This window comes from Comamonas sp. Tr-654 (assembly GCF_011752915.1).
Classification (GTDB): Bacteria; Pseudomonadota; Gammaproteobacteria; order Burkholderiales; family Burkholderiaceae_C; genus Comamonas.
In genome coordinates, this window is the sequence record NZ_VWWQ01000002.1 from 244144 (window position 1) to 270749 (window position 26606).

Consider the following 26606-nt stretch of genomic DNA (forward strand, 5'->3'; position numbering starts at 1 on the left):
CAGCGCGGCTTTGGCAATGCTGCTGGGCATGAGTCAAGAACTGTCCCTGCACCAAAGGCGGCGCAAGCCTTTGAGCTCAGAACTCGATGGCATTCCCTGGTGGCCTGTCCTGCTACCGCTGGAGCGTGAAAATGTGGCGCGCGTGCTGCTTGTCGGCGATGCCGAGCCCGGTGACTATGTCTGCCGCACCGGTCGCCCGCCTACTTACTGGTTTGGGGTGGTCGACGGCCTGCTCAAGATGAACACCGAAAGCGCCGACGGCGTCAGCATGACGCTGGCCGGGTTGCCGCCCGGCGGCTGGTTCGGCGAAGGCACGGTCATCAAGCGCGAGCCCTATCGCTACAACGTTCAGGCCATCCGCAGGAGCGTGGTGGGCGGTCTGCCCATAGACATGTTCCACTGGCTGCTCGACCACTCCATAGGCTTTAACCGGTTTGTGATGAATCAGCTTAACGAGCGGCTGGGGCAGTTCATCGCGGCGCGCGAGATCGACCGCATGAGCAATCCCGATCTGCGCGTGGCGCGCACCCTGGCCGCCTTGTTCAACCCCTTGCTCTACCCTGGCGTGGGGCAGATTCTGCGTATCACCCAGCAGGAGCTGGCCAATCTGGTTGGCCTGTCGCGCCAGCGTGTGAATGAGGCCTTATCCGTGCTGCAGCGCGAGCGCGTGATTCAGATCGAATATGGCGGCCTGCGCGTGCTGGACCTGGAGGCGCTACGCCACGGCGAGTTCTGCGCATCGCGCAAGGCGCTTGCTTGAGGCCCGTCCTATAACCTAGCCCCGCGCTGGAATTGTGGATAACTCTCGCCTCGCGCCCGCGCGTCGCGAGACAATTACGCCCAAATGTCAGTCAAACCTCCTAAAGAGTCCGGCGCCCCAGGTTCCGGCAAATCCTCCGCGCCCTCCGATGCATCGTCGGCGCGCCCTGTTTTGCGTGCACCGGCCAAGCCTGCCAAGGCGGAAAAGCCGGCGGCGGCTCGTGGCCCCCGGCCCGCAGGCGGCTCCGATCGCGGCCCGCGCAGCGAAGGCCCGCGTGGCGAGCGTGGCGCACGCCCTCAGCGCGAGCGCGACGAGCGCCCTCGCGCTTCCGGTTTTGGTCGCCCCGATGGCGGCCGTCCTGCCCGTGACGACGGCGAACGCCGCGGCGGCTTCTCGCAGCGCGACGAGCGCCGTCCCCGCACTGATCGCGACGAAGGCGGCGAGCGTCGCTTTGGCGGCGGTGATCGAGGTTTCCGCCCCTATGGCGAGTCGCGTGATGGCGATCGCGGTGGCGAGCGCCGCGAGTTCCGTCCCCGTGACGACCGCCGTGATGACCGCCCTCAAGGCGGCCGTGACTTTGGTGACCGTCCACGCTCGTCCGGTTTTGGCCGTCCCGACCAGGGCCGCTTTGAGCGCTCCGAAGGCGCAGAGCGTCGCGAGTTCCGTCCCCGTGACGACCGCCGTGATGACCGTCCGCAAGGCGGCCGTGACTTTGGCGAGCGTCCACGCTCGTCCGGTTTTGGCCGTCCTGACCAGGGCCGTTCTGAGCGCTCCGAAGGCGGCGACCGCCGTGAGTTCCGTCCTCGTGACGGCGAACGTCGTGGTGGTGATCGCTTTGAAGGCCGCCGCGATGAGCGTCCTCAAGGCCGTGACTTTGGTGACCGTCCGCAAAACCGTGGTTTTGGTCGTCCAGACCGCTCCGAAGGTGGCGAACGCCGCGAATACCAACCCCGTGGTGGCGATCGCCCGCAAGGTCGCGACTTTGGTGATCGTCCGCAGAGCCGTGGCTACGGTGACCGTCCCGAAGGCCGCGCCTTTGATCGTGACGACCGTCGCGGTAATGACCGCCACGGTAACGACCGCCGCAATGACGAGCGCCGTGGCGAACGCCGCGACGAGCGTGGTGGAGAGCCTGAAAAGCGTCATATCCCCGGCTCGTTTGTGTCGGAGGCCACACGCCGCCCGACGACCGGCATCCGCACCTACCGTCCCGCTGCCGATGGCTCGGACCGCGCAATTCCCGTCAAGCGTGTACCCGAAGCCGAAGTGCGTCAGGATGACCGTCCCGGTGCTGTGCGCATCAACAAGCGCATTGCCGATATGGGCCTGTGCTCGCGTCGCGAAGCCGACGAGTGGGTGGAAAACGGCTGGGTCACAGTCAACGGCGAAGTCGCAACCATGGGCCAGAACGTGGTGCCTGGTGACAGGATCGAGATCGACCAGAAGGCTCAGGACCGTCAGGACCAGCAGGTCACCATCCTGCTGAACAAGCCCATGGGCTATGTCAGCGGTCAGGCCGAGGACGGCCATGAGCCCGCCGTGGTGCTGATCACCAACGAGAACCGCTGGAACGAAGACCGCAGCAAGACGCGCTTCAACTTCAGCCAGCTCAAGGGCCTGGCTCCCTGCGGTCGTCTGGACATCGACTCCGTGGGTCTGCTGGTGCTGACACAGGATGGCCGCGTGGCGCGCCAGATCATTGGCGAGGACTCGGAGGTCGACAAGGAATACCTGGTGCGCGTGACCTTCGGCGATCGCGATGTGGATGTGCAGTCCGTCTTCCCCGAGGAAAAGCTGGCTCTGCTGCGCCACGGCCTGTCGCTGGACGAGCAACCGCTCAAGCCGGCCCAGGTGGACTGGCAGAACCCCGAGCAGCTGCGCTTTGTGCTGACCGAAGGCAAGAAGCGTCAGATCCGTCGCATGTGCGAGCAGGTCGGCCTCAAGGTCGTGGGCCTCAAGCGTATCCGCATTGGTGGTGTGACCCTGGGCAATCTGCCCACCGGCCAATGGCGCTATCTGGCTGCGCATGAAAACTTCTGACACCCCCTGAGCGGCTCCGCCGCTTCCTCCAAGGGGGACGGGCAGCTTCGCCGTAAGGCGGATTTTGCTCGCTGCCCCTCAGACAAGGGTGACGCTATTTTTTATATGGAAATGGCGTCTATCCCTTTGCTGAAAAGCGCAAGTAGCTATTCTTATTGAATAAGCGCTTGCGCTTTTTTCATGGCGATATGAAAAGGGACCCGGCTCTCAATACAAGACGTTGACAATCACGTTGTCGGTGTATGAGCCGGGCCTGACATTGCCGTTGCTGATGCGCCCGTAGATGTTGATGGGACTTGCGGCGTACGAGCCCGTACCGGTGCCACCGAAGGTATTGCTGTTGCTGACATTGCCCCAAGGCAGGCTGCGTCCGACATCGCGATAGAGCCCGTAGCTGACATAAGTGTCCGGGTTGTTGCTTGCCGTGCCGGCATTGCGCAGTGTGCCTTTGCCATCGGTGGGAGTCGGTGTTCCGCTGGGTTCCAGCGCAATGTTGTAGGGCGTGCTGCTGGTGCAGCGGGCATTCAGGCTGCTGCTGGTGTCAAAGGGGCCTGTAGTCAGCGGATTGATATTGCCAAAATCCATATTGCTGGCGCTGCTGATCTGGATTTGGCAGGTTTTTTGCACCGTTGCCGTGACACTGAATGGCAAGGTGGCCTGGCTCAGCACGACGTTGGCACTGCTGGTGGATTGGCCCAGGCAGGTCACCGTGTTGCTGCTGCCCGTGCGGACAATGATGCTGGCCTGGGTTCCACTGAAATCGCTGCGGTAGGCCCCGGGAATGGTGGTGCTCTGGCCGGAACCGATGCTTGCCGTAAACGGTAAGGTGGCTGATTGGTAGTTGTATGAACCAAAGACGCCATTGACCAGCCAGGCTGACGGGAGTTGCAGCACGATCTGAGGGGGCGACGAGCCCGCCAGGTTGTAGGAGCCCCAGACTGCGCCATCGCTGCGGTAGATCTGGTACTGCAGCGGCGTCAGGTTTCCTGTCGTGCTCATGTTGCGTGCAGCGACCGTTCCACCTGCACTGCCGTCACCAAAATTGATGCAAATGGCCGCATAGATGGAGGTGATTCCTAAGAGGCTAATAGTGGTGTTGTAGCACTGAAAGGAAAGCTGTCCGCTGGTGCTGGCTGGCGCATCAAAGGGCGTAAAGCTGCCGAAATTCACATTCGGCATGCTGAAGGTATTGCACACCACGTTCTGCGCCTTGGCGGTTGTTGGCACAAGCAGCCAGACCATGGAGACGGCCAGAAGGCTGAGAAGCATGCGAACGGTGGTCTGTTTCACCAGGCAGGTAAGGAGTTCCATGGCGCAACCTTTATCGACAGGTGATCGGGCCTATTACGGGAATTTCATTCACGGACTCAGCGGTATCGGGCCAGCGGGCATGGGCAGTGCATTGATTGCCATCGGGCAGGTTGACCGTGATACGGTTGTCGGCAGCCAGTTGCTCGAAGTACACCATGCCGTCATAGCCGACGATGCTGCTGATCGTCGCTGTGTCCCTGCTGTGATCTTGCACGACGGCACGGCTGCCGGTGGCAACGGGCTGACCCGAAGCATCGTGCAGCACGATGCTGGCTGAACGGATGCGCTGCAGATCGAACTTGACCAGTGTTCCTGCCCTGTCTGTCGGGACGATGTTGAGCTCGGGCTGGGGCACTTTGAATTGTGCGGGGAGCTGCATGGGGTCAATGGAAATCTTGTTGTTGCGATAGGCCCCGAGCTGCGTGACCAGCAGCAAGCCTTGCTCGCTGGTCTGCCCTGCAGAATTGTTCTCCCGCCTGATGGGGACGTTTGCAAGTCCATTGGTGCTGACGAGAGCAAAGCCGTCGTAGATGCGACGACTGGCCAGTAGATGCCCGTCCATCAGCACTAGCGATCCAGACGCTCCTGCGGAGGCGCTGCTGATGCCTCGGTTGCTGGCGATGGATGCGTTGGCTTCGAAATGCTGGGCCAGATAATCGGTTCGTGCCTGGCCAGAATTTCCATCGCCGTGCTGGGCGGCAACACTCCAGCCCCAGCCGCCATTGTTGGGGCGGGATTGGCTGGCGTAGGCACTCAACAGGCTCTGCTGGTTCTGGCGGCTGGCCGTGGCGCCCAGGTTGAGCCTGCCATCGAGAAACCAGTTCAAGGCCAGTTGCACATTGCTCTGGCGGCTGTCGTCCAGGTCGTGATTGACACTCAGGCTGATGGCGCCTTGGCCTCCCAGGTTGCGGCTCCACCCTGCAGTGGCATAGCGCTGTGTCTTGTTGCCATAGCTGGACAGGTACAGCAGGCCGATATTGAATGCTCCCAGCTTTTTGTCGTTGTACCCCAGCATGGCGCGCCCGGATGCCTTGGGGCGGACCACGTCATACAAGGACGCCACATCACGGAAGCTGTGGTTGGCGCGCATGCCTTGCAGGGTGGTGAAAAACGATTGGTTGTTCCAGGTGTGTCCCAGCTGGACCAGAGCTCCAGCCTCGCCATCCTTACGGCTGATGGCGCTGGCTGCAGAAAGCACGCCAAAGGCTCCGGCCTGCCAATGCGCACCAGCACCAAGGTTCAGCAAGCCCGAGGTGGCCTCTGCATGCGTGAGCACGGTCAATTGGTTGCTTACGCCTCTGCTCCAGGAGCCGCTGACGACCGGGGCGTGGCCATAGCTAAAGGACTCGTAGCCGTAGTTCTTGCGCACCCAGCCAGCCTCTACAGACCAATCGCTCAAACCCTCTGCCAGCAATTGTGTGCTGCCGTAAAGGCTGTATTGCAAAGTGGTGTTGCGGCCCAAGGCATCGGTCAGAACAATCTGTGCATTTCCCATTCCTGAGATGCCCACCGGCGTGTTCAAAGTGAAGGGGCCCGCATTCACCGTGCCCTGGTATTGCTTGATCCCGTTGATGTACAGCGCAATATCTGACGGCAATGCGCTGGTGCCCATCAGCGCAGGCATGGGTGATGTGATGCGATAAGGCTGCAGTGAGAAATTGCGTGAAATCTGGATGCCGCCAATGCGCGTGGCGCGTGACCAGGGCTGCATGCTGGTCAGCGTGTCGCCGAGGCGAAAGGTCAGCATCTGATTGGGAAAGGACTGGCTGAAGGTCGTATCCAGCCGTACCTGGCGAAATTGATCATGGCTCGTCCCCAACTGGCTGGTGCTCGAAAATTGGGACAGCATGGTCGTCGCGAGCACCTTGTCCGCCATGAAGGCACGCCACTCTGTAATCGCACTTAGCGCGCGCGATCCCTTGCTATCAAAGCCATAGACATCGTAGTTCAGCAGCAGGCCGTGAGAGCTGTGGGAAGGCTGGCCTCGAACGCCGTTGGCGCTAAGCTGGGCGCTGGCCCATTGCAGCTGCGTGAAGGGGATGTTCAGCGTCAAACTCTGCATCGCCATATTGAGCTGAATCTGCAGATCCTCGATGGCATCCAGCTCAATCCATGGATTGCTTGGGTCGGGCGTCTGCGCTGCAGGCGAGGGTAGGGATTCGTTTCTCAGGCCCAGTACGGCAAGCGTGTCCCGGCGCATGGATAAGCGCTTGTCTCGCAGCAAGGCCGGTTGCAGGCCGAAGTCCCGGGTGTTGAGCTGCACGGAGAGCATCAGCTCGATGCCCTCCTCTGTGGAGGCAAGAGATGCCCGAGGCGCAAGCGGCGCGAGATCCGACAGGCGAAAGGGTTGATTGCTGCGCGAGGCTGGCTCGCCCTGTGTCTGGGCCCAGGCACAGGATGTGCCCAGCAAACTCGCTGTGCCAAGGATTAGTGCAGTGTTTCTGCTAAATGCCATGGTGCTCGCGCATGGCACAAGTTCACGGCTGAAGCTTGATCATCTGGGTGTCCGAGTTGATCTGTGCCTGAAAACCTTTGAGAGATTGCGTCCGGGGCACCGCCGCGAGCTTCCATTGCCGGGTGCTTCCGGGGAGCACATAGCCGAGCATGCCGCTGATCAAAGGGCGTGTTTGCCCCTCCGTGGTGACTGCACTGAGATCCGCAAGCTGGGCGCGTACGGAGGCGTGGTTGGTGACACGCACGATCCACTGTCCTGTGGAGTCGTCTTTATGGGCAGACCACTCAAGCTGGGAGCCGATATCTTTGATGGAGTCGTCCGTGGCGTCACCGATAAACACCGGGACGGAGTAGCGCATCAGGAAGTTCATGCCAAAGGTCCGCCTGGAAGGTGTGGGTGTTGGCGGTCTCAGGGCTTCTGGCACTTCGGCCGGCAACTCGTCAACGATGAGCCTATAAGCCGTTTCCGTGCCAATGGCGGGTGCAGCGCCGGTGCGGATGATGCGCACCAGCTGCCTGCCTCCCGCCGGGATCTCCACCACTGGAGGGCTGATCGTGAGCTGAGCGGTGGAGGACATGAGATCTTCCCCGTCTGCTTGTGACCACTTGAAGACCCGAATCTGGGCCGTCAAAGGAGAAGAGTTGGTGTTGCTCAGCCAGATGCCAGCGGCATTGTTGTTGATGGGCATCTGTATAGATGCGGGAGCCACCTGCAGTCCGCCCGCATATGCCAATGGCATGTGACAAAACACGCATGCCGCCAGCGAGGCGACGAAGACCTGTTTTTGAGGCATGAAACGCATGGAATCCCTCCGCAACTTCTCATTTTTTTGATCACCGAACACGGGTCTTGGCGCGCTGCCGTTGCGCCTTGTGCGGGCCAGCGCCTCGTCACGCTCAACTTTTGGTTTTGTGATTCGTGTTGCAAGCGCTTTGTGAAAGCTGCTCGCAAAGCTGTCAACCATGAAGCAACAGGAAAAGGCAACGCTTTGGTCAGTCCTGCGATAACCGGACTCTGCATGCATCCTGCCAAGGCCTTTGAGCTGCTTTTTGCCGTATGTCAGGCTTGATCAGTAGGTCACGGTCACCGTGACTATGTCAGCATAGTTGCCAGGCTCGACATTCCATACCGTGCCTGCCACTGCTGCAGTTGCGACATAGGTTTGTACTGCGCCATTGCCGGTCCCGGTGACGGTATTGCCTCCAGCGCCCGTCTTGTTGCCCCAGGCGCTGCTTGACGGAGAATTGATTTGGTAGGCAATCCTTTGGTCAGCGGTGGGCGAGGCGGCCCCGACCTTGGTCATGGTCCCTGCGCCTGTGGTGTTGGCGTTAGAGGGGGTGAGGCCGATTTCGTAAGGCGTGCTCTTCGAGCACTGCACAGCAATCGACGTGGTTTTGCTCTGGGCTGTAGTGCTTGTGGTGTCTACAGTGTCAAAAACGATATCGGCCGGGTTGGTGGGCGTGACCGAGCAGGCTTTGAGTACCTGGACCTTGACATTGAACGAGCCGGTGACGGTATCGGCAAAAGTGGCAGTGGTGGCTATGCCCAGCAGCATGGCTGCGATGCCTGACAGAACGGGGCGTTGACTACGCATAAAGACTCCTTCAAAGCGAAGAGGGACCTCTGCTGTGCCAACTCAGTGCGTCAAGACAAGATATGGAGAAGGTAGTTGAGAAAACTCATAAATCGCTTCAAGGAAGATTTGACAATCAAAATTCAACTTGAATATTTGAATCTCGCCAAAAACATTCTTGAGAAGAACTGCCTTTTATTTTTTTGCAAAGAGCTGGTGTTTCAAAATTCTCATAAGAATGAAATAGGTTGGCTTGTAGGAAGAAAGCCCGAGCAAATGTAGGAAATTGTAAATTAGCTCTGAATTTGTTTGGGTGAGAGGAAATTCTCGATCTTGCTTTTGATCAACGTTTCCTAGTGATTTGGTTTTTGAAATCCTCTGTTGTCTAAAAATGAATCATGTATTCAAAAGTGATTCTGAAAATCAATATTGAATTCTTCATTTGAATGCGTTGATTGACTATTGGTTTATTTTTTGACGCGTTTGATAGGTTTTCGTCAATGGCACTCATGCAAGCTGAAGGTGCGTCGCAGAAGCTTGAGGCTGTGACGGTCAGACCTCTATGCAACCCGATCGGGCAATGGATACCCGCAGACTGATGACGAGCTCTTGAATTTGCGCACTTCTGCACTACTTGTATAAACGACAGTTTTTGTGTTCAACGACATCCGTACCCCGAGAACGATGACAAAGCAAACCCATTCCTTCCAGGCCGAGGTGGCCCAACTGCTGCACCTGGTCACGCATTCGCTGTATTCCAACCAGGAAATCTTCCTGCGCGAGCTGATCTCCAATGCTTCGGATGCTTGCGACAAGCTGCGCTTTGAAGCGCTGGGTGACGCCAGCCTCTACGGCGATCAGCCCGAGCTGGAAGTGCGCGTGTCCTTTGACAAGGCTGCCCGCACCCTGACCATCACCGATACCGGTATCGGCATGAGCGAGCAGGAAGCCATCGACAATCTGGGCACCATTGCCAAGAGCGGCACCAAGGCTTTCATGGAAAAGCTCAGCGGCGACCAGAAGGCCGACTCGCAACTGATCGGCCAGTTTGGCGTCGGCTTTTACTCGGGCTTCATCGTGGCCGACAAGATCACCGTGGAAACCCGCCGCGCCGGTGCACCTGCTTCTGAGGGCGTGCGCTGGATCAGCGGCGGCACGGGCGACTTCGAGATCGAGCAGATCGAACGCGCCCAGCGCGGCACCAGCATCATCCTGCACCTGCGTGATGACGCCGAGGAATTTCTCAACGGCTACAAGCTCAAGCAGGTCATCTCCAAATACTCCGACCACATCAGCCTGCCCATCCTGATGGAAAAGGAAGAGTGGAAGGAGGGCGAGAACGATCAGCCCGGCGAGATGGTCAAGACCGGCGAATGGGAAACCGTGAACAAGGCCAGCGCCCTGTGGACCCGCGCCAAGAAGGACATCACGGAAGAGCAGTACAAGGAGTTTTACAAGGCCATCAGCCATGACTTCGAGGACCCGCTGACCTGGAGCCACAACCGCGTCGAAGGCAATACCGAGTACACGCAGCTGCTGTACATCCCCGCCAAGGCACCGTTCGACCTGTACCAGCGTGACAAGCACGCCGGCATCAAGCTCTATGTAAAGCGCGTCTTCATCATGGACGATGCAGAGGCGCTGATGCCCCAGTACCTGCGCTTTGTGAAGGGGGTGATCGACTCTGCCGACCTGCCGCTGAACGTGAGCCGCGAGCTGCTGCAGGAAAGCCGCGATGTGCGCCTGATCCGCGACGGCTCGGCCAAGCGCGTGCTTTCGATGCTGGAAGACCTGGCACGCCACGACAGGCATGAAGCGGCAGCTGAGGCTGCGGATGGCGTGCAGGATGTCGTCAGCGAAGAGGACAAGGCCAAGGAAGGCAAGTTCACGCAGTTCTACAACGAGTTCGGCGCCGTGCTCAAGGAAGGTCTGGGCGAGGACTTCGGCAACAAGGAACGCATTGCCAAGCTGCTGCGCTTCGCCACCACCACGCATGAAGGTCTGAACACTTCGTTTGCCGACTACAAGGCACGTATGAAGGAAGGCCAGGACGCGATCTACTACATCACGGCCGACACCTTGGCTGCGGCTAAGAACAGCCCTCAGCTCGAAGTGTTCAAGAAGAAGGGCATTGAAGTCCTGCTGATGACCGATCGCGTCGACGAGTGGGCGCTCAACTATCTGAACGACTTTGACGGCACGCCGCTGCAATCCGTGGCCAAGGGCGCCGTGGATCTGGGCAAGCTGCAGAACGAGGAAGAGAAGAAGGCCGCCGAGGAAGCCGCCGAAGCTTTCAAGCCTGTGCTGGCCAAGCTCAAGGAAGCCCTGAAGGACCGTGCCGAAGACGTGCGCGCTACGAGCCGCCTGGTCGACTCGCCCGCCTGTCTGGTGGTCAGCGACGGCGGCATGAGCCTGCAACTGGCTCGCCTGCTCAAGCAGGCCGGCCAGGCAGCGCCCGAGTCCAAGCCGGTGCTGGAAGTGAACCCCGATCACGCCCTGGTCAAGAAGCTGGACGGCTCCGTCCACTTCAACGATCTGGCCCAGATTCTGTTCGACCAGGCCGTGTTGGCCGAGGGTGGCATGCCCGAGGATCCGGCTGCTTATGTCAAACGTGTGAACGCGCTGCTGGCCTGAGCGGTTCGGTTACCCCGATAAAAATTCCCGCAGGGTGGTGGCTCTGCGGGGATTTTTTATGATTTCTGGCTATATCGCTTATGGGTGGAGCGCTACCAGCTATCAAAATTGATTAACTGCGTGAACGTGCAAGCAGGCTGCGATCCCAGAGCACCATGGCCAGAGTGAGCAATCCCAGCAGGCCGCCCATGAGGCTGGTGCCGGTCCAGCCATAGGTCAGCCAGGCCCACGAGCCCAGTGCCGAGCCGAGGGAGGCGCCGAGAAAGTATGTGGTCATATAGACGGCATTGATGCGCGATCTGGCCTCGGGCGCCAATGCATAGACCACGTTCTGGTTGCTGATGTGCAGGGCCTGCAAGGCACCGTCGACCACCAGCAGACCCAGCAGAAACCACCAGATGCTGCTGCCGCCCAGCCACAGGCACAGCCAGCCCAGCAGCATCAGAATGGCGCCGGCCAGCGTGGCTGACTGCTCCAGTCCCTTGTCTGCCATGCGTCCGGCCACATTGGCCATCAGTGCGCCGGCAATGCCCACGATACCGATCAGGCCGATCATCAGATCCGAGAGTTCAAAGCCAGGCCCGGCCAGTAGCAGCGCCATGGTGGAGAACAGCACGCTCACGGTGGCAAAGCCGGTGCCGCCAATCAGCGCGCGGCTGCGCAGGCGCGGATGCCGTCGCAGCAAGTCCCCCAGGGACTTCATGACTTCGCCATAGCTGACGGGAGCGGCGGGAGCCGCCTTGGGCAGGGCCCGCGCCAGCAGCACGGCCATGAAGGCAGTGCTGATGGCACCGACCCAGTAGACGGTGCTCCAGCCGCCCAGATCGGACAGAATTCCCGCCACGCTGCGCGAGGCCAGAATGCCGATCAGCAGCCCGCTCATGACCAGGCCGACGGCACGCCCGCTGGCGCCAGGCGCGGCAAATGTGGCGGCCATGGGCACCAGGACCTGGGCGGCCACCGAGAACACGCCGGCCATCAGGGTGCCGGCGGCGAGCAGCGCGAAGCTGCCGGCCAGGCCGCTGATGCCCGACAGCAGCATGCCGCAGGCGGCCAGCAGCATCAGGGTCAGAACCAGGCGGCGGCGCTCCAGCATATCGCCCAGCGGCACCAGAAATAGCAGTCCAAGACCATAGGAGACCTGGGCCATGGTCACGGTGCTGGAGGCCTGGGCATCGCTGATCTGCAGATGCTGGACCATGGAGTTGAGCAAGGGCTGGTTGAAATAATTGGCTCCGGCGCACAGGCCGCAGGCCGTGGCCATGAGCAGCAGGGTGGTTCTGGAGAGGACTGTGGTGGCCGCTGCTGTTGTGGTTTTCATAAGGCGCTCAGGTGCAGGGTCAGGCGGGAATGGCGGCTTTGGCGCCCATCGCCATGGGCAGGGCCGCCGTGGCCTCCACCTCGATCAGCATGCCGGGCAGGGCCAGCTTGGGCACGGGAATCAGCGTGCAGGCCGGAAAGCGCGGCCGTTTGTCGCCGGGCTCGCCGCTGCCCCAATGCTCTCTCACGGCGCTTTGCCAGTGCTCGAAGCGCTCCAGCGAATGATCGACGATGAGCACGGTGAGCTTGAGCACATGGCCCATGTCCGCGCCACCGGCGGCCAGGGCGGTCTTGATATTGGCAAGAGCCTGCGTAGCCTGCAGGGCAAAGCTGTCTGGCAGCTCGGCTTGGGCGTTTTCTCCGCCCTGGCCCGAGACGAAGAGCCAGCGCAGCGGCTCCTGGACGGTGACTACATGGGTGTAGCCATTGGGCAGGCTGTCATAGAGACCGGCGGGTTGCAGATAGCGCGGTTGCGGGGCGGGGGCTTGGGCAATGAAACTGGGCTTGGCGTCCATGAAAGTCTTTCAGGCAAGGCGGGTCCGGCAGGGCCCGCCAGCAGCAGGCCTTTGTTCCGGAAGCTGCTGGAATTGTTCAACCTCAACTAAGCTTGAGGTCAAGAGGTTTGTATGACCACACAGGATTGCGGTCATGGCGGCCAGGCAAAGGCAACGGGAAAGTAGCGGGAGATGACTGTGCAGTGTGAAGAGATCGGCGATATGCATGGATGTGGAAGCGGCCTGGTGGTCGAGGCTGAGGGAATGCCGGATCTCAGTGTGGGAGAGGTCGCCAGCCGCAGCGGGGTGGCGGTATCGGCCCTGCATTTCTATGAGAAGCAGGGCTTGATCGAGAGTGCGCGCACTGCGGGCAACCAGCGCCGCTATGCGCGAGCGGTGCTGAGACGGGTGGCCGTGATCAAGGTGGCCCAGCGCATGGGCGTGCCTCTGGCCGAGATTGCGCAGGCACTGGCCCATCTGCCGGCCAACCGCGTGCCCGGCAAGGCCGATTGGAGTCGCCTGTCCTTGCATTGGCAGGCACAGCTCGATGCACGCATTGCCATGCTGACCCAGCTCAGGGATCAGCTTGACTCCTGCATAGGCTGCGGCTGCCTGTCGCTGCAGGCCTGCCCGCTGCGCAACGACCATGACTGTCTGGCGGCGCAAGGGGCCGGTCCGCATTTCAGATAGCCGGGCTTACTGGCGCGGCACGGGCAGCACGCGTGCCCGTGCGCTGATGACGCCCAGCAGTGCCGACAGCAGCCCCAGGCAGGCACAGAAGGCTATCAATGCGCCCGTCAGCCCGATATGGTCGGACAACCAGCCCATGCCCAGGATGGGGACGATGGTGCCAACATAGCCCACGACCAGATAGGTGGAAAGCAGGCCCGTGCGGTTGACGGGCTTGGAGACCTTGTTAACCACGGCCATGCCCGAGAGATTGCACAGCGCATGGCCGCAGGACATGCTCAGCACACTCAGAGCGAACAGCCATGGCGAGCCGACAAACAGATTGAGAACTAGCAGGGCATTGGTCGCCGCCAGGGCGAAGAAGCCGATGATGATCAGTTGCTTGGTGGGGTAGGGCCGAGCGATCAGTTGGATGCCGGCCGATAGAAACAGGATGACGCCGATGGACAGGCCCGAGACCGCAGGTCCGTGCCAGGGCAGCATCTGGGCCATGAAGCTGGGGGCCATGGCAGCAAACAGGCTGAACATGCCGAAGGCGGAAAACGCCGCCATGCAGCCCAGCGCATAGTGGTAGAGAAAAGGCTTGCGCGGCTGGGAGATGCTGGGCAGCACATCTTTCAGCGTCAGGCCGGGTGTGTTGTGGACGGGCGTACTGGCTGCCGGTAGCTGGATCTTGAACAGTGCACGGATGCCCAGAAAGCTCAGTGCGATGGGCGGCAGATAGCTGCTGACCAGGGGGAATGGCACCCATTGCGCCATCAGGCCGCCCACCACGGGACCCAGGCCGAAGCCGAAGGCAATCGTCAGGCTGGTGGTCGCAGCCGCCCGCTGCAGGTCCCCCTTGTTGTTGAGCTGGGTCATGCCTATGGAGGCCGAGGTGGTGATCAGGCCCGAGGCCAGGCCGATGACGAAGCGAGAGGCGCCCAAGCTCCAGGTATTCCAGGACAGGGCCGAGCCGATGACGCCCACGGTCATCACCATCAGTCCCAGGCGCAGCACTTTGAGAAAACCGAAGAGATTGGTCAGACGGCCCAGAAACAGCAGGCTGATCAAGGCGCCCAGCATATAGGTCACGAAAATCTGCGTGATATGGCTGGGCTGCAGCCCCCAGGCCTGCTGATAGAGCGGGTAGAGCGGGCTGGCAAGAGCCGTTCCCATGACGCCGACGCACATGGAAAAGCACACCCAGGCATAGGGACTCAGACGGGATTGCATTGGGAAAGCATGGGTGGGGCAGTCATCCGCATGTCCGGTGTGGGCAAGTCGGCTTGACCTAGAATTATTAAAAATGACTAGTTGGTCAATTTTATGAATTCTAGAAAAGGATTTCAGCGCATGGAGGATGGCGCGGCGGCTGCCCCTTGCGCAGACCCGGATATCGGCACGCAGGCAAAGCGTCAGCGGCGCACGCGTGGCCCGAGTCTCGACAAGACGGCGCAGACGCGTCAGCAGATTGCGGAGGCCGCGCTGGCCGAGTTCGTGGAGTGCGGCGTGGCCCGCAGCACCATGGAGCGCATTGCCTGCCGCGCGCAGGTGGCCAAGGGCACGCTATATCTCTACTACCCATCCAAGGATGAGCTGTTGCGGGGCGTGGTGGAGCACGCACTGCGGCATTCGGCCGTCTATCAGCCGCTCAGGCGCCGCAAGGGCGAAACCGTGCGCGCCTTTCTGCGCCGCAGTCTGCTGCCGACGCTGGAGGCCGTGGACAGCAGCGAGCGCGGCATGCTGGCACGCCTGGTGCTCAGCGAGGCACGGCATGCCCCCGAGCTGGCCAGACTGTACAAAGAGCTGGCTTTTGATGCCTGGCAGAACTATGTGCAGGATCTGCTGGCGCTGGCCGTGAAAGAGGGGGAGCTCAGGACCCGCTCGATCAGCCGCAGTGCCCAGCTGCTGGCCAGCCCGTTCTGGATGGCGCTGGTGCACAACAACCTGCTGGCCTCCGAGGGCTCGCAGAAGCTGGCCCTCAAGCCACTGGTCGAGCTACTGATTGATAACCTTTTTGCGGGCACGGCCGGTGACAATGCGGCTGTCAAACGTCAGTGAGAGTCAGTGAGATGAATTCCATGCCAGTCACCATCAAGCCCGGTCATCACAGAATCCTGAGCGCGGTCTGCGCTGCTGCTCTGGTGCTGGCCTTGCCTGCCTGCGGCTCCGTCGGGGCCGGGGTGGGCGTCGGGATTCCGGTGGGGCCGTTTTCCGTGGGCGTGGGTCTTGGCAGCGGCGGTCTCAGCGCAGGCGTAGGCACGGGTGTCGGGCCTGTCGGTGTAGGCGTAGGCGTCAACCAGCGCGGGCAGGTGCTGGGCAGTGCCGGCGTTGGCGCTTCCACTGGCGTGGGCGGTGCCAGTGTGGGTGTCGGGGTGGGATCCTCTACCGTGCTGCATGATCCCAACCGCCCGCAGGCACCGCAGGCGCAGCCCGCGCCGCCGCCGGCCCCCGCACAGAGTGGCGATGCCGTGCAATGGCGCGATGCACGTGGACAGCTCGTGCCCGAATGCCGTTTGCAGGGGCGCTGCTAGCTCTTTGCAGGCATGGATCGCCCTAGGCGTAGAGCGGCTCCTGCTGCATGGCTTCGATCTGTTCGTTCAGCATGCCCACCTGGCCCTGCCAGTAGTCGGTGCTGCCGAACCAGGGGAAGTTGATGGCAAAGATCGGGTCCTGCCAGCGGCGTGCCAGCCAGGCGCTGTAATGCAGCAGGCGCAGGGTACGCAGCGGCTCGATCAGTGCCAGCTCGCGCCGGTCGAAGCTGCGGAACTGCTCATAGCCTTCGAGCAGTGCCGACAGCTGCTGGGTCTGCTGGCCACGATCGCCCGAGAGCAGCATCCACAGATCCTGCACGGCAGGGCCGCCGCGTGCATCGTCCAGATCGACAAAATGCGGGCCGCCGTGGCCTTCGTCATCCAGCGGCGTCCAGAGAATGTTTCCCGGGTGGCAGTCGCCATGCAGTCGAATCTGCGTCGCAGAATGCAAACCAAAATGGCCTGCAGCACTTAATCCATCTGAAGATGGTGCTATCAATGAGAGAGCTTTGTCGCAGGCCTGCTGCCAGCGGCTGCGCACTTCGAGCGCGACCACCTCATGTTCGAGCAGATAGTGCATGGATTCGTAGCCAAAGCTTTTCAGGTTCAGCGCCGGGCGATGCGTGAAGGGCTGGGCGGCTCCCACGGTGTGGATGCGAGCCAGAAAACGGCCTATCCATTCCAGCACCTCCCAGTCGTCCAGTTCAGGGCGGCGCCCGCCGCGCCAGGGGCTGACGCTGAACAGAAAGCCCGCATGCTCATGCACGGTCTGCCCTTGCAGCACCAGCGGCGCAACCACGGGAACTTCACCGTCCACCAACTCCTGGGAGAAAGCGTGCTCTTCCTCGATCTGGGCACGGCTCCAGCGGCCCGGGCGATAGAACTTGGCGACGACCTTGTCGCCCTCGTCTTGGTGGGCCAGATAGACGCGGTTTTCATAGGAGCTCAATGCTGTCAGTCGCCCGTCCGGCACAAGGCCCGCGCTGCACAGCGCATCGATCACGCAGTCCGGCGTGAGGTCCGCATAGGGGTGAGAAGGGTCTTGTGTATCGCTCATCCCTGCATTGTCAGGCTCAAACAGGCTCTTGCGAACTGGATGGCATGGCACATGCGTGGGCAAAATTGCTTTTGATTTGATAGCTGCTGCCGTTTCTCCGGCGGATGCTAGCGCCCGCAGATCCCGGGAAAACTGACCGGAATGCCGAGCATGTCGCTCGGGCTGGCACACTGCCCGCATGCAAGAGAGCGAAGCACTTTCACAGCCCTGCGAGGACCGGGATTTTGCCGAATGGCATCAAGGCTGCCCCTGGTGTGCCGTCTGGGTGGTGATGCTGCAAGGCCCTGCTCTGGAGTCCGTGCTGCAGCAGGCCAGATCCAGACTTGGTGATGCCCTGCTGCCGCGCCATGCGCGCCAGCCGCATATCACGCTGGCCTATAGAGGTCTGTGCGGGGGAGGGGACGCGCATGCGGCGCGGGAATATGACCGGCTGGCGCTGCGCGCCGATGTCGCCATGCTGCAAAGCCTGCGGCTGCGACCTTTTGCCGTGCAGATTGCGGGTGCTGGCAGCTTTACCACCGTGCCTTATCTGGGTGTAGGCCGGGGGCAGGAATGCCTGCAGCAGCTGCATGCAGCACTGGTGCCTGCAGAGCCCGCGCCGGGTTGGCGCTATGTGCCCCATGTGACCCTGGGCCACTATGCGAGACGTCTGCCGTTGCGAGAGGCTGTGTACAGGTTGCTCGCACTGAACCCGGACTTGCCGGTTTTCGAGGTGAAGCAGCTGGCGCTGGCCCGCTATGCTACGGCCGATATTGCGGGGCCGCTCGCGCTGGAAGGCGTCTTCGAGCTGGACACCGGGCGCTATGTCGCAGCGCCCGGTGCCCTGTGGTCTGAGCCGCTTTAGGCGATGGTCAGCGTCACGCCGATATTGCCGCGTGTGGCGTTGGAGTAGGGGCAGACCTGGTGAGCGGTGTCCACCAGTTTCTGGGCGGCAGCCTTGTCCATGCCGGGCAGGCTGATCTTCATGCGCACAGCGATGCCGAACACTTCGCCCACAGGGCCCAGATCGACTTCCGCATCCACCGACAGATCGGCGGGCAGGGTGATCTTCTGGCGAGCGGCGACGGCCTTCATGGCGCCGATAAAGCATGCGGAGTAACCGGCGGCAAACAGCTGCTCGGGGTTGGTGCCCTTGCCAGCGCCGCCGGGCGAGCTCAGCTGGATGTCCAGGCGGCCATCATCGGTGCGCGAAGCGCCTTCGCGGCCGCCGGTGGTGTGGGCGTGGGCGGTGTACAGAACCTTGTCGAGTTGGGCCATGGTGTCTTCCTTTGCGAGATTGCCCGACAATGCGGGCGGGTGGAGGAAATCGTCAGGTGTGGCTGCGGCGCGGCGCCAGCCGTGCGCGCAGTGTGCCGAGCTGGCTCGTGAGGGCCTGCAGTTCGGGCAGGGTGCACTGCGTCCTCTGAAGCACGCAGGCGGGTATTTTTTCGGCTTCGGCGCGCAGTGCCCGGCCGGTATCCGTGAGGGCGATGCGCACGCGGCGCTCGTCCTGTGCATCGCGCTGGCGTGCCAGCAGGCCTGCGCTTTCCAGTCGCTTGAGCAAGGGCGTCAGCGTGCCTGAATCCAGGTAAAGACGCTCGCCCAGTTCCGAGACCGTGAGCTGGTCGCCTTCCCAGAGCACCAGCATGACCAGGTACTGAGGGTAAGTCAGGCCTATGGCATCCAGCAAGGGTTTGTAGAGCTTGGTCATGGCCAGCGATGCCGAGTACAGCGCAAAGCAGACCTGATTGTCCAGGCGCAGCAGTTCGGAGCTGTCAGGGAAAAGGTTGTCATCGGAGCGCATGGGCTGAATTATTGCAGACAATCAAATTGTGTGCAATTTATTTTTGGATTTAGATCGCCAGGCCGGAGGGGACAGTGCAGAGGTCCGGAGCAATGCAAACAGACTCCGTGTGCGGAGCCTGTCGCAGCGGAAGCTGTCTCGTGCCTAGCGGGCGGTCAGCGCATCGGCCAGCGCCTGGTACATGGGCAGGCTGGTCGGGTCTATGCCCGCATTGCCCGCAATCGGGTGGGAGGCATAGCGCACCACCACCATCTGGGCCTTGGGGTCGATATAGATGGCCTGACCGTGAATGCCGCGCGCCATATAGGCCCCGTTGGGGTTGTGCGAGACCCACCACATATTGCGATACGACCAGCCGGGCAGCGTGGCATAGCCGGCCTTCACAAACTTGGCCGGGTCGGCGCCGCGGCGGATGTCCTGGACCACGGCTCTGGGCAGCACCTGCTGGCCGCTGGCGGCACGGCCTTCGTTGCGCATCAGCTCGCCGAAGCGAGCGAGGTCGCGCAGCGTGGTGTTGAGGCCGCCGCCGCCCGATTCCGTGCCTATGCGATCCACCATGAAGTAGGCGTCCTGCTCGGCTCCGATGCGGCTCCAGATGCGTTCGGACAGCAGCTGGGCCAGAGGCTTGCCGCTGGCGCGGCGCACGATCCAGGCCAGAACCTCGGCGTTGGCCGTCTTGTAGGCAAAGCCCTGGTCATGCTCGCCCTCTTTCTGCAGGGTCTGCAGAAATTCATAGAAGCTCCTGGGGCCGGCATAGTCCTTGCCCTGCGGCATCATGCCGCCGGCACGGGCGTAGTCCCAGACTTCGGCCTTGGGGTCGGCGTAGTTCTCGGAGTACTTCACGCCGATCGTCATGTCCATCACTTGGCGCACCGTGGCGTCGCCATAGGCGGTGTTCTTCATCTCGGGCAGATAGTCGGTCACCGGCGCCTCGGGCTTGATGAGCCCTTCGTGAGCCAGCAGCGCGGCCAGGGTGCCGACAAAGGACTTGGTGACCGACATGGCCAGGTGCGGGCGCTGCGGCTCCAGTGCACCCAGATATTTCTCATAGATCACGCGGCCCTTGTGCATGACCAGAATGCCGTCGGTGTAGTTGCGATCCAGTGCCTGGGCAAAGGTCAGCTCCTCGCCCGTGCCCATGACCTTGAAGCGCACTTGCTCGATGTCGACCGGAGCCGAGCGCAGGGTGCTGGGAGCGCCCGGGCCGCGCCAGACATTGGCCGTGGGCGTGATTTCTCGGATATGCGAGAAGGTCCAGCGTATGCGGGGGAAGGTATTGCCCACGGGGTTGTCGAAGGTGATGAGCTTGTCGGCAGCGGGCGGAAAGCCCTGCATCCAGCCCATGGCCTGCACGCTGGTGCTGGCCGGGTCTGGCAACGCGGGTGCGGCAGCCTGTGCATGGACTGCAGAAACCATAGCTGTCAGCGCAAGCGGCACAAGCGTTTTACGCGTAAAAAACTTCAAACTCATCATCACCTCTTGGACTTGGGATTAACGACCGGTAAAACGGGCTGGGCGTTTCTCGATGAAGGAGCGCATGCCTTCGGCGGCGTCCTCGCTGTTGGCCAGGCGCTGCTGCACCGGGATGAAGTCGGCCACCGCGGCGGCCTGGCCCAGCTCTATGGCCTTGAGGACATTGAGGCGGGTGGCCACCACGGCCTGCGGTGCCTGCGCGGCAATGCGCTCGGCAATGCGAAAAGCCTCGTCCAGTTCCTGCCCAGCGGGTACGACTTTTTGCACAAAGTGGCAGCGCAGGGCCTCGGCCGCGTCGAAGGCGTCGCCGGTCAGCAAATGAAGCATGGCATTGCCCACACCGGCGCGCTCGGGCATGCGCAGCGTGGCGCCGCCCGTGGGCATGATGCAGCGCTGCACTTCCATCTGTGCAAAGCGGCTGCTGTCGGCCGCGACGACGATATCGGCGCCCAGCATCAGCTCTATGCCGACGGTAAAGCAGATGCCTTTGACGGCGGCCACCATGGGCTTGGTGCGGCGGCGGTAGCCGGGCAGGCCATAGTCATGCGGCTCCACGAGGCCGGCAGGGATGGCTTTCTGGCCAGTCTTCATGAATTCGGCAATGACGGGCAGATCCAGCCCCGCCGTGAAATGTTCGCCGAAAGCATGGAGCAGGCCCACGCGCAACTCCGGCTCGTCGTCGAGCCGGGTATAGGCCTCTGCCAGTTGCTGGAACATGGCCGGTGTCCAGCCATTGCGCTTGGCCGGGCGGTTGATGCCGATCAGCAGCACATGGCCGCGGACTTCACAGGAAATGCAGCCCTCGGGCGGAGGGCTGGGATGGTCGATTTGCATGGCAGGTCTCCTGCTGCAACCTTAGACGGCTGTCGCAGCCGCCGCAGTCGCGCACAAGACCTGAAGGCCGGTGATTTAGTAGGTGTAAACACCCTGGCCGGTCTTGCGGCCCAGACGGCCGGCGGCCACCATTTCGCGCAGCAGGAAGCAGGGGCGGTACTTGCTGTCGCCGAATTCCTTGAGGTAGACCTCCATCACGGCCAGGCAGACGTCCAGACCGATCATGTCGGCCAGGGCCAGCGGGCCAATCGGCTGGTTGCAGCCCAGCTTCATGCCGGCGTCGATATCCTCGGCCGATGCCGTGCCTTCGCTGAGCACCTGGAAGGCCTCGTTGATCATGGGCACCAGAATGCGGTTGACCACAAAGCCGGGAGCGTTCTTGACGGTGATGGGCGACTTGCCCAGTTTTTCCGACAGGGCCTTGACCGCATCGTGGGTGGCGTCGCTGGTCTGCAGGCCGCGAATGATCTCCACCAGGGCCATCATGGGCACGGGGTTGAAGAAATGCATGCCGATGAACTTGTCGGCACGCTGGGTGGCGGCCGCCAGCTGGGTGATGGAGATGGACGAGGTGTTGGTGGCAACGATCACGTCCTGTGCCAGCAGGGTATCGAGCTGCTTGAGGATCTTGACCTTGAGCTCGTAGTTCTCGGTGGCGGCTTCGATCACCAGCTGGGCCGACTTCAGATCGTTGTAGCTGGTCGAGGTCTTGATGCGTGCCAGCGCTGCGTTCTTGTCGGCCTCGCTGATCTTTTCCTTCTTGATCAGGCGGTCCAGGCTGCCGGCCACGGTGGCCAGGCCTTTTTGCACGGCGGCGTCGGAGATGTCCACCATCACCACGTCGATGCCCGATACGGCGCAAGCCTGCGCGATGCCGTTGCCCATGGTGCCGGCGCCGATGATGCCTACGGTTTGGATTGCCATCTTTTTTGTCTCCATTCAGATAAGTGCGTTTGAACGGGAAAATGTTATCCCGGTTCTGACCGGGTTTGACCCTAGTCGGGCATGGTTGGCGTGTTAGAACGTGTTTACGATCTCTACGCAGCCGCGTTGGAGTGCAATCGGGATGAGTTCGAAGCGATGGCTCGCCGCTTGCACCGGGGTGCAAGCAAGAGACAGCGTGCAGAAATCGCCCGATTTCGCTCCACCCCTTCGGGGCAGAGGCTTTGCGGGCGGTCTGCGGCGTTGCGAATCCTCGCAATAGCACAGCTATTGCTGCGGTATCGCGCCTAGCATCCCATCCCGCAAAGTCTCTGTCGCGGCACGAGGAGATCGTAAACACGTTCTCACATCACGATGACAGTGTTTTTTCTGCACGACCGTGTTTTTCCGCGTTTCGCCGCTGCAGACCTCTGGTCAGAATTTGCAGCAAAAGGAGTGCGGACATGCGTGACTATCTGGTGGTGGGAGGCGGCTCCGCTGGTGCGGTGCTGGCAGCCAGGCTCAGCGAGAACCCACAGGTCAGCGTGACCTTGCTGGAGGCCGGTGGCGAAGACACAAGCGTGCTGATCCACTGCCCCGCAGGGCTGGCGCTGATGGCCAAGCAGAAAAACTACAACTGGGCCATGAGCACGGTGCCGCAGGCCGGCCTCAATGGTCGGCGGGGCTACCAGCCGCGCGGCAAGGTGATGGGCGGCTCCAGTTCCATCAATGCCATGATCTATCTGCGTGGTCAGCCTGGGGACTATGAATATTGGAGCGCTCAGGGCAATACAGGCTGGGGCTGGAGCGATGTTCTTCCCTATTTTCTGAAGGCCGAGTGCAATACGCGCGGCGCGGATGCGCTGCATGGTGGCAGCGGCCCCTTGCATGTCTCCGATCTCTGCGACCCGAATCCGCTGGCCCAAGCCTTTGTGCGCGCAGGCGTGCAGGCCGGTCATGCGCACAATCCGGACTTCAACGGGGCAGCTCAGGAAGGCGTGGGTCTGTATCAGGTCACGCACCACAAGGGCGAGCGCTGCAGTGCGGGCAAGGCTTATCTGACGCCGGTGCGCGGCAGCCGGTCCAATCTGGAAATCATTACCGCAGCCCAGGTGCGTCGGGTTCTGATGGACGGACGCAAGGCCGTCGGCGTGGAATATGTGCAGGGTGGGCATGTCAGGCAACTGCTCTGCCGACGCGAGGTTCTGCTCTGCGCCGGCGCACTGCAGTCGCCGCAGCTGCTGATGCTCTCGGGCATAGGTCCGGGTGAGCATCTGCAGCAGCTGGGCATTGATGTCGTCCACCACCTGCCTGGCGTGGGCGAGCATCTGCACGACCATCCCGATGTGGTCCAGGTGGTGGATGGCCCGCAGCTCAAGGACAGCTTTGGTATCTCGCTTGCCGGTCTCAGGAATGTCTGGCAGGGCATGGGCCGCTGGCGCCATGAGCGCCGGGGCATGCTGACCAGCAACTTTGCCGAAGCCGGCGGCTTTGTCCGCAGCCGGCCCCAGGAGCCGGTGCCCGATCTGCAGCTGCATTTTGTGGTGGGCAAACTGGTCGACCATGGCCGCAAGACCCTGTTGGGCCATGGCTACTCCTGCCATGTCTGCCTGCTGCAGCCCAAGAGCCGGGGGCGCGTGAGGCTGGCATCTGCCGACGCGGGGACCACGCCGCTCATAGACCCGGCCTTTTTTGCCGATGCCGACGATATGCAGCGCATGGTGAGCGGCGTGCGCCGCATGCGCGACATTCTCGACCAGCCCGCGCTGGCACGTTTCGAGGGGCGGGAGCTGGAGCATTCGGCGAAGGCGCGCAGTGACGAGGAGATTGAGCAGTTCATCCGCCGTTACGCAGACACCATCTATCACCCCGTGGGCAGCTGCCGCATGGGGCCGGGCGCGCAGGATGTGGTCGATGCCCGCTTGCTGGTGCATGGGGTGCAGGGGCTGCGCGTGGTCGATGCCTCGGTCATGCCGCGCATCGTGAGTGGCAACACGAATGCGCCGACCATCATGATTGCCGAGAAGGCGGCCGATCTGATCAAGGCTGCCTGCTGACTCAGGCCAGCGGAGCCAGGTCGGATTCGACAGGGTTCTGGTCGGGCGGAGGAGTCAGGGTGGTGTACTCCACCCGCCCCCGGCCCTGCTTCTTGGCCTGCTGCAAGGCGGTATTGGCGTGGCCGGACAGCTCGTTGAGACTCAGGCCCTTCCAGGCCGCAGGGACCAGGGCGCAACCCGCGCTGAAGTCCAACTCCACCTGCAGCTCGTATTGCGCGCCAATCTGGAGTGTGGATTTGATGCGCGTCAGCAGCGATCTGACGCCCTGCTGGTCTGCATGAATCAGCAGGCAAAAGGACTCTCCCTGCCAGCGGGCCACGACCTCGTCGCCGCGCATCTGCTTTCGCAGCGTGCGTGACATCAGCTGCAAGGCCTCGTCTCCGGTCTGATAGCCATAGCGGCGATTGATGTGCGAGAAATGATCCATGTCGATCAGTATCAAGGCCAGCGGCAGGTCTTCGCGTTGTGCCCGGTTGAGCATGAGGCGGGCCTGGTTGCGGATGGCCTGGCGCAGCGGCAGGCCGGTCAGGCTGTCTTCGGGCTTGTCCGCCTGCTGCCGGCGATGTTCTTCGTCACGCCAGGCCATCATGATCGCTACAAACAGGATGGCGGTGAACAGGGGCACCAGCCAGGACGGCGACAGGCCGGGATCGGGCTCTTGTTCGAAGCTGTAGACCCAATGTGCATGCAGAGCCAGATAGCTGCGGGCGAGCAGGGCTAGGGCTGTGCACAGGCCGATGCCGAAGAACAGATAGCGCCAGGTCCTGGCCGCCGGGGTACGCGGGAACAAGGCCAGGCTGGCCAGCGAGGCAATTGCCAGGCCATAGCAGATGTTGAACCAGACAAGCCGGTAAGGCTGGCTTTGAATCAGTATCAGCTCGCCGGCCAGGGCAAGCAGGCAGAGCACGGCGAGGGCGCGTACCAGCGACTGCCTTCTCGGGCCAAGCCAGCCCTTGAGTGCTTTTTGCAGCTGCCACAGAGCGCTTGCCGAGGCGGCAGTCGCCGCTACCGACAGCAGCGTGTTCCAGGTCAGCGAGGTGGAGCGCGTGGCGCTGAGTACCAGCAGCCATGCCAGGCCTTGCAGCAGCAGGAACTGCTGCGCATTGCGGGCCGCCCGGCTGAGCTGGGGCCCCATGAACCATGGCAGGGAGAAAGCGACCAGCATCAAATTGACGGCGACCATCAATGTCATGGAGAACTGGTCGACCTCGAGCATGGCACGGCCTTACTGGAAGGCCACCTCGTCAAAGCTGCGTAGCTTGCGACTGTGCAGGCGGTCGGAGCCGCCTTCGCGCAGTATGTCCACGGCACGCATGCCGATGCGCAGATGCTGGTCCACGCGCTCGCGATAGAAATGGTTGGCCATGCCGGGCAGCTTGATCTCTCCGTGCAGCGGCTTGTCGCTGACGCACAGCAAGGTGCCATAGGGCACGCGGAAGCGGAAGCCGTTGGCGGCAATGGTGGCCGATTCCATGTCCAGCGCCACGGCGCGGCTCTGGCTGAAGCGGCGCTGGGGCAGGTTGTCGGGCAGTAGCTCCCAGTTGCGGTTGTCGGTGCTGGCCACGGTGCCGGTGCGCATGATGCGCTTGAGATCGGCACGCTCCATCTGCGTCACGTCGGCCACGGCCTGCTGCAGCGCGACCTGGATTTCGGCCAGCGCCGGAATCGGCACCCACAGTGGCAGTTCTTCGTCCAGCACATGGTCTTCGCGCACATAGGCATGGGCCAGCACATAGTCGCCCAACTGCTGGCTGTTGCGCAGACCCGCGCAGTGGCCCAGCATCATCCAGGCATGGGGGCGCAGCACAGCGATATGGTCGGTGATGGTTTTGGCATTGGCCGGGCCCACCCCGATATTGACCATGGTGATGCCGCTGTTGTCCGCGCGCACCAGGTGGTAGCCCGGCATCTGTGGCAGGCGCGGCGGCGCATTTCCGAGTTCGTCGACGGCTTCGGCGGGCAGGCCGGCGCGGCGGGTCACCACATTGCCGGGCTCGACAAAGGCGATGTATTCGCTGTCCTCCTTGGCCATTTCGGCATGGCCCAGACGAATGAATTCGTCGATGTAGAACTGGTAGTTGGTGAACAGCACGAAGTTCTGGAACCAGTCCGGGGCCGTGCCCGTGTAGTGGCGCAGGCGGTGCAGGGAGTAATCCACGCGCGGCGCAGTAAACAGCGACAGAGGCAGGGCCTCGCCGGCCGCCGCGCGCCAGGTGCCGTTGGCGATGCCGTCGTCCATGGACTCCAGATCCGGCAGATCGAACACATCGCGCATCAGCATGCGGCGCTCCGGCGAGAGCGAGCCTTCGATATGGTCGTTGTCGGCGAACGAGAAATGGATGGGAATGGGCTTGTCGCTGAGACCCACTTCGATGGGCACCTGGTGGTGCAGGATCAGCAGGCGCAACTGCTCGCCGAAATAGCTGGCAAACAGGTCGGGCCGGGTCAGCGTGGCCTCATAGGTGCCGGGTCCCTCCACAAAGCCGTAGGTCAGCTTGGTATCGGCTTGCGCCACCGTGGTGGTCTTGATGCGCACAAACGGGTAGTAGGCGTGAATCGGCGCTGCCGGGGTTTCTCCCGCCACGAAGCGCTGCATGGCAGCTCGCAGATGGTCGATCTGCTCGCGGTACAACTGCTGCACATGGGCTAGCGCCTGGAGGGCGTCCGTATGGAACATGCTGCTGTTCT

At 62.1% G+C, this 26606-nt stretch carries 23 protein-coding genes; 8 read left to right on the forward strand and 15 right to left on the reverse strand.

The genetic code is table 11. The features are described 5' to 3' along the window. Positions 1 to 28: 28 nt before the first annotated feature. A complete protein-coding gene (locus tag F3J24_RS06800; RefSeq protein ID WP_029158367.1) occupies positions 29 to 760 on the forward strand; it encodes a Crp/Fnr family transcriptional regulator in 732 nt (243 codons plus the stop codon). An 84-nt stretch (positions 761 to 844) separates the two neighbouring features. Further along, positions 845 to 2800 (forward strand): pseudouridine synthase, encoded by a 1956-nt coding sequence (locus F3J24_RS24820; RefSeq protein ID WP_205244648.1) that lies wholly within the window; start codon positions 845 to 847, stop codon positions 2798 to 2800. 207 nt (positions 2801 to 3007) lie between these two features. Here F3J24_RS24820 and F3J24_RS06810 read toward each other — a convergent pair whose 3' ends face one another. The 4 genes from F3J24_RS06810 to F3J24_RS06825 form a co-directional block, all read right to left on the reverse strand. Next, positions 3008 to 4111 carry a spore coat U domain-containing protein gene (locus F3J24_RS06810; protein ID WP_167003888.1) on the reverse strand — a complete coding sequence of 368 codons (1104 nt, stop codon included), beginning with the start codon at positions 4109 to 4111 and terminating at the stop codon, positions 3008 to 3010. A 10-nt stretch (positions 4112 to 4121) separates the two neighbouring features. Beyond that, positions 4122 to 6521, reverse strand: a complete 2400-nt coding sequence (locus F3J24_RS06815; protein WP_167003891.1) for a fimbria/pilus outer membrane usher protein — start codon at positions 6519 to 6521, stop codon at positions 4122 to 4124. A gap of 67 nt (positions 6522 to 6588) precedes the next feature. Beyond that, positions 6589 to 7530 (reverse strand): molecular chaperone, encoded by a 942-nt coding sequence (locus F3J24_RS06820; RefSeq protein WP_167003895.1) that lies wholly within the window; start codon positions 7528 to 7530, stop codon positions 6589 to 6591. Between the two features lie 105 nt (positions 7531 to 7635). Next, positions 7636 to 8160, reverse strand: a complete 525-nt coding sequence (locus tag F3J24_RS06825) for a spore coat protein U domain-containing protein (RefSeq protein ID WP_167003897.1) — start codon at positions 8158 to 8160, stop codon at positions 7636 to 7638. A gap of 663 nt (positions 8161 to 8823) precedes the next feature. Here F3J24_RS06825 and htpG point away from each other — a divergent pair. Beyond that, on the forward strand, positions 8824 to 10773 hold the full coding sequence (htpG, locus tag F3J24_RS06830) for a molecular chaperone HtpG (protein WP_167003900.1): 1950 nt from the start codon (positions 8824 to 8826) through the stop codon (positions 10771 to 10773). 112 nt (positions 10774 to 10885) lie between these two features. Here htpG and F3J24_RS06835 read toward each other — a convergent pair whose 3' ends face one another. Then, the gene (locus tag F3J24_RS06835; protein WP_167003903.1) at positions 10886 to 12094 is read right to left on the reverse strand and encodes an MFS transporter; all 1209 of its coding nucleotides are present in this window, start codon (positions 12092 to 12094) and stop codon (positions 10886 to 10888) included. 19 nt (positions 12095 to 12113) lie between these two features. Continuing rightward, positions 12114 to 12608: a RidA family protein gene (locus F3J24_RS06840; RefSeq protein ID WP_167003906.1), complete on the reverse strand. Its 495-nt coding sequence runs from the start codon at positions 12606 to 12608 to the stop codon at positions 12114 to 12116. A 171-nt stretch (positions 12609 to 12779) separates the two neighbouring features. Between F3J24_RS06840 and soxR the strand changes: the two genes are divergently transcribed. Further along, positions 12780 to 13277 carry a redox-sensitive transcriptional activator SoxR gene (gene soxR / locus F3J24_RS06845; RefSeq protein ID WP_370527723.1) on the forward strand — a complete coding sequence of 166 codons (498 nt, stop codon included), beginning with the start codon at positions 12780 to 12782 and terminating at the stop codon, positions 13275 to 13277. A 6-nt stretch (positions 13278 to 13283) separates the two neighbouring features. Here the strand turns inward: soxR and F3J24_RS06850 are convergent, their stop codons facing one another. After that, positions 13284 to 14492 (reverse strand): MFS transporter, encoded by a 1209-nt coding sequence (locus tag F3J24_RS06850; protein ID WP_167003909.1) that lies wholly within the window; start codon positions 14490 to 14492, stop codon positions 13284 to 13286. 93 nt (positions 14493 to 14585) lie between these two features. Between F3J24_RS06850 and F3J24_RS06855 the strand changes: the two genes are divergently transcribed. Both F3J24_RS06855 and F3J24_RS06860 read left to right on the forward strand, forming a co-directional pair. Further along, positions 14586 to 15320 (forward strand): TetR/AcrR family transcriptional regulator, encoded by a 735-nt coding sequence (locus F3J24_RS06855; RefSeq protein ID WP_240154278.1) that lies wholly within the window; start codon positions 14586 to 14588, stop codon positions 15318 to 15320. Positions 15321 to 15331: 11 nt separating this feature from the next. Then, positions 15332 to 15793, forward strand: a complete 462-nt coding sequence (locus tag F3J24_RS06860) for a hypothetical protein (RefSeq protein ID WP_205244649.1) — start codon at positions 15332 to 15334, stop codon at positions 15791 to 15793. Positions 15794 to 15815: 22 nt separating this feature from the next. Here F3J24_RS06860 and F3J24_RS06865 read toward each other — a convergent pair whose 3' ends face one another. Further along, complete coding sequence (locus tag F3J24_RS06865) at positions 15816 to 16850, reverse strand: serine/threonine protein kinase (RefSeq protein WP_167003912.1); 1035 nt, start codon at positions 16848 to 16850, stop codon at positions 15816 to 15818. A gap of 178 nt (positions 16851 to 17028) precedes the next feature. On the opposite strand from F3J24_RS06865, the gene F3J24_RS06870 reads away from it, so the two are divergent. Beyond that, the gene (locus F3J24_RS06870; protein WP_167003916.1) at positions 17029 to 17694 is read left to right on the forward strand and encodes a 2'-5' RNA ligase family protein; all 666 of its coding nucleotides are present in this window, start codon (positions 17029 to 17031) and stop codon (positions 17692 to 17694) included. On the opposite strand, the gene F3J24_RS06875 is transcribed toward F3J24_RS06870, so the two are convergent. The 5 genes from F3J24_RS06875 to F3J24_RS06895 form a co-directional block, all read right to left on the reverse strand. Then, entirely contained in the window at positions 17691 to 18107 is a 417-nt protein-coding gene (locus F3J24_RS06875; protein ID WP_167003919.1) for an organic hydroperoxide resistance protein, read from the reverse strand. The two genes, F3J24_RS06870 and F3J24_RS06875, sit on opposite strands and share 4 nt — an antisense overlap. 52 nt (positions 18108 to 18159) lie before the next feature. After that, complete coding sequence (locus F3J24_RS06880; protein WP_167003921.1) at positions 18160 to 18633, reverse strand: MarR family winged helix-turn-helix transcriptional regulator; 474 nt, start codon at positions 18631 to 18633, stop codon at positions 18160 to 18162. Positions 18634 to 18777: 144 nt separating this feature from the next. Next, a complete protein-coding gene (locus F3J24_RS06885; RefSeq protein WP_205244650.1) occupies positions 18778 to 20103 on the reverse strand; it encodes a serine hydrolase in 1326 nt (441 codons plus the stop codon). A gap of 21 nt (positions 20104 to 20124) precedes the next feature. After that, positions 20125 to 20940: a crotonase/enoyl-CoA hydratase family protein gene (locus F3J24_RS06890; protein ID WP_167003924.1), complete on the reverse strand. Its 816-nt coding sequence runs from the start codon at positions 20938 to 20940 to the stop codon at positions 20125 to 20127. Between the two features lie 75 nt (positions 20941 to 21015). Further along, on the reverse strand, positions 21016 to 21864 hold the full coding sequence (locus F3J24_RS06895) for a 3-hydroxybutyryl-CoA dehydrogenase (protein ID WP_167003927.1): 849 nt from the start codon (positions 21862 to 21864) through the stop codon (positions 21016 to 21018). A gap of 461 nt (positions 21865 to 22325) precedes the next feature. Between F3J24_RS06895 and F3J24_RS06900 the strand changes: the two genes are divergently transcribed. Next, a complete protein-coding gene (locus tag F3J24_RS06900; protein WP_167003930.1) occupies positions 22326 to 23918 on the forward strand; it encodes a GMC family oxidoreductase in 1593 nt (530 codons plus the stop codon). Between the two features lies 1 nt (position 23919). Here the strand turns inward: F3J24_RS06900 and F3J24_RS06905 are convergent, their stop codons facing one another. Next, the gene (locus tag F3J24_RS06905) at positions 23920 to 25134 is read right to left on the reverse strand and encodes a diguanylate cyclase (RefSeq protein ID WP_167003933.1); all 1215 of its coding nucleotides are present in this window, start codon (positions 25132 to 25134) and stop codon (positions 23920 to 23922) included. Positions 25135 to 25143: 9 nt separating this feature from the next. Continuing rightward, positions 25144 to 26595, reverse strand: coding sequence for an AMP nucleosidase (locus tag F3J24_RS06910; RefSeq protein WP_034399332.1), 1452 nt, complete (start codon positions 26593 to 26595; stop codon positions 25144 to 25146). Between the last annotated feature and the right edge of the window lie 11 nt (positions 26596 to 26606).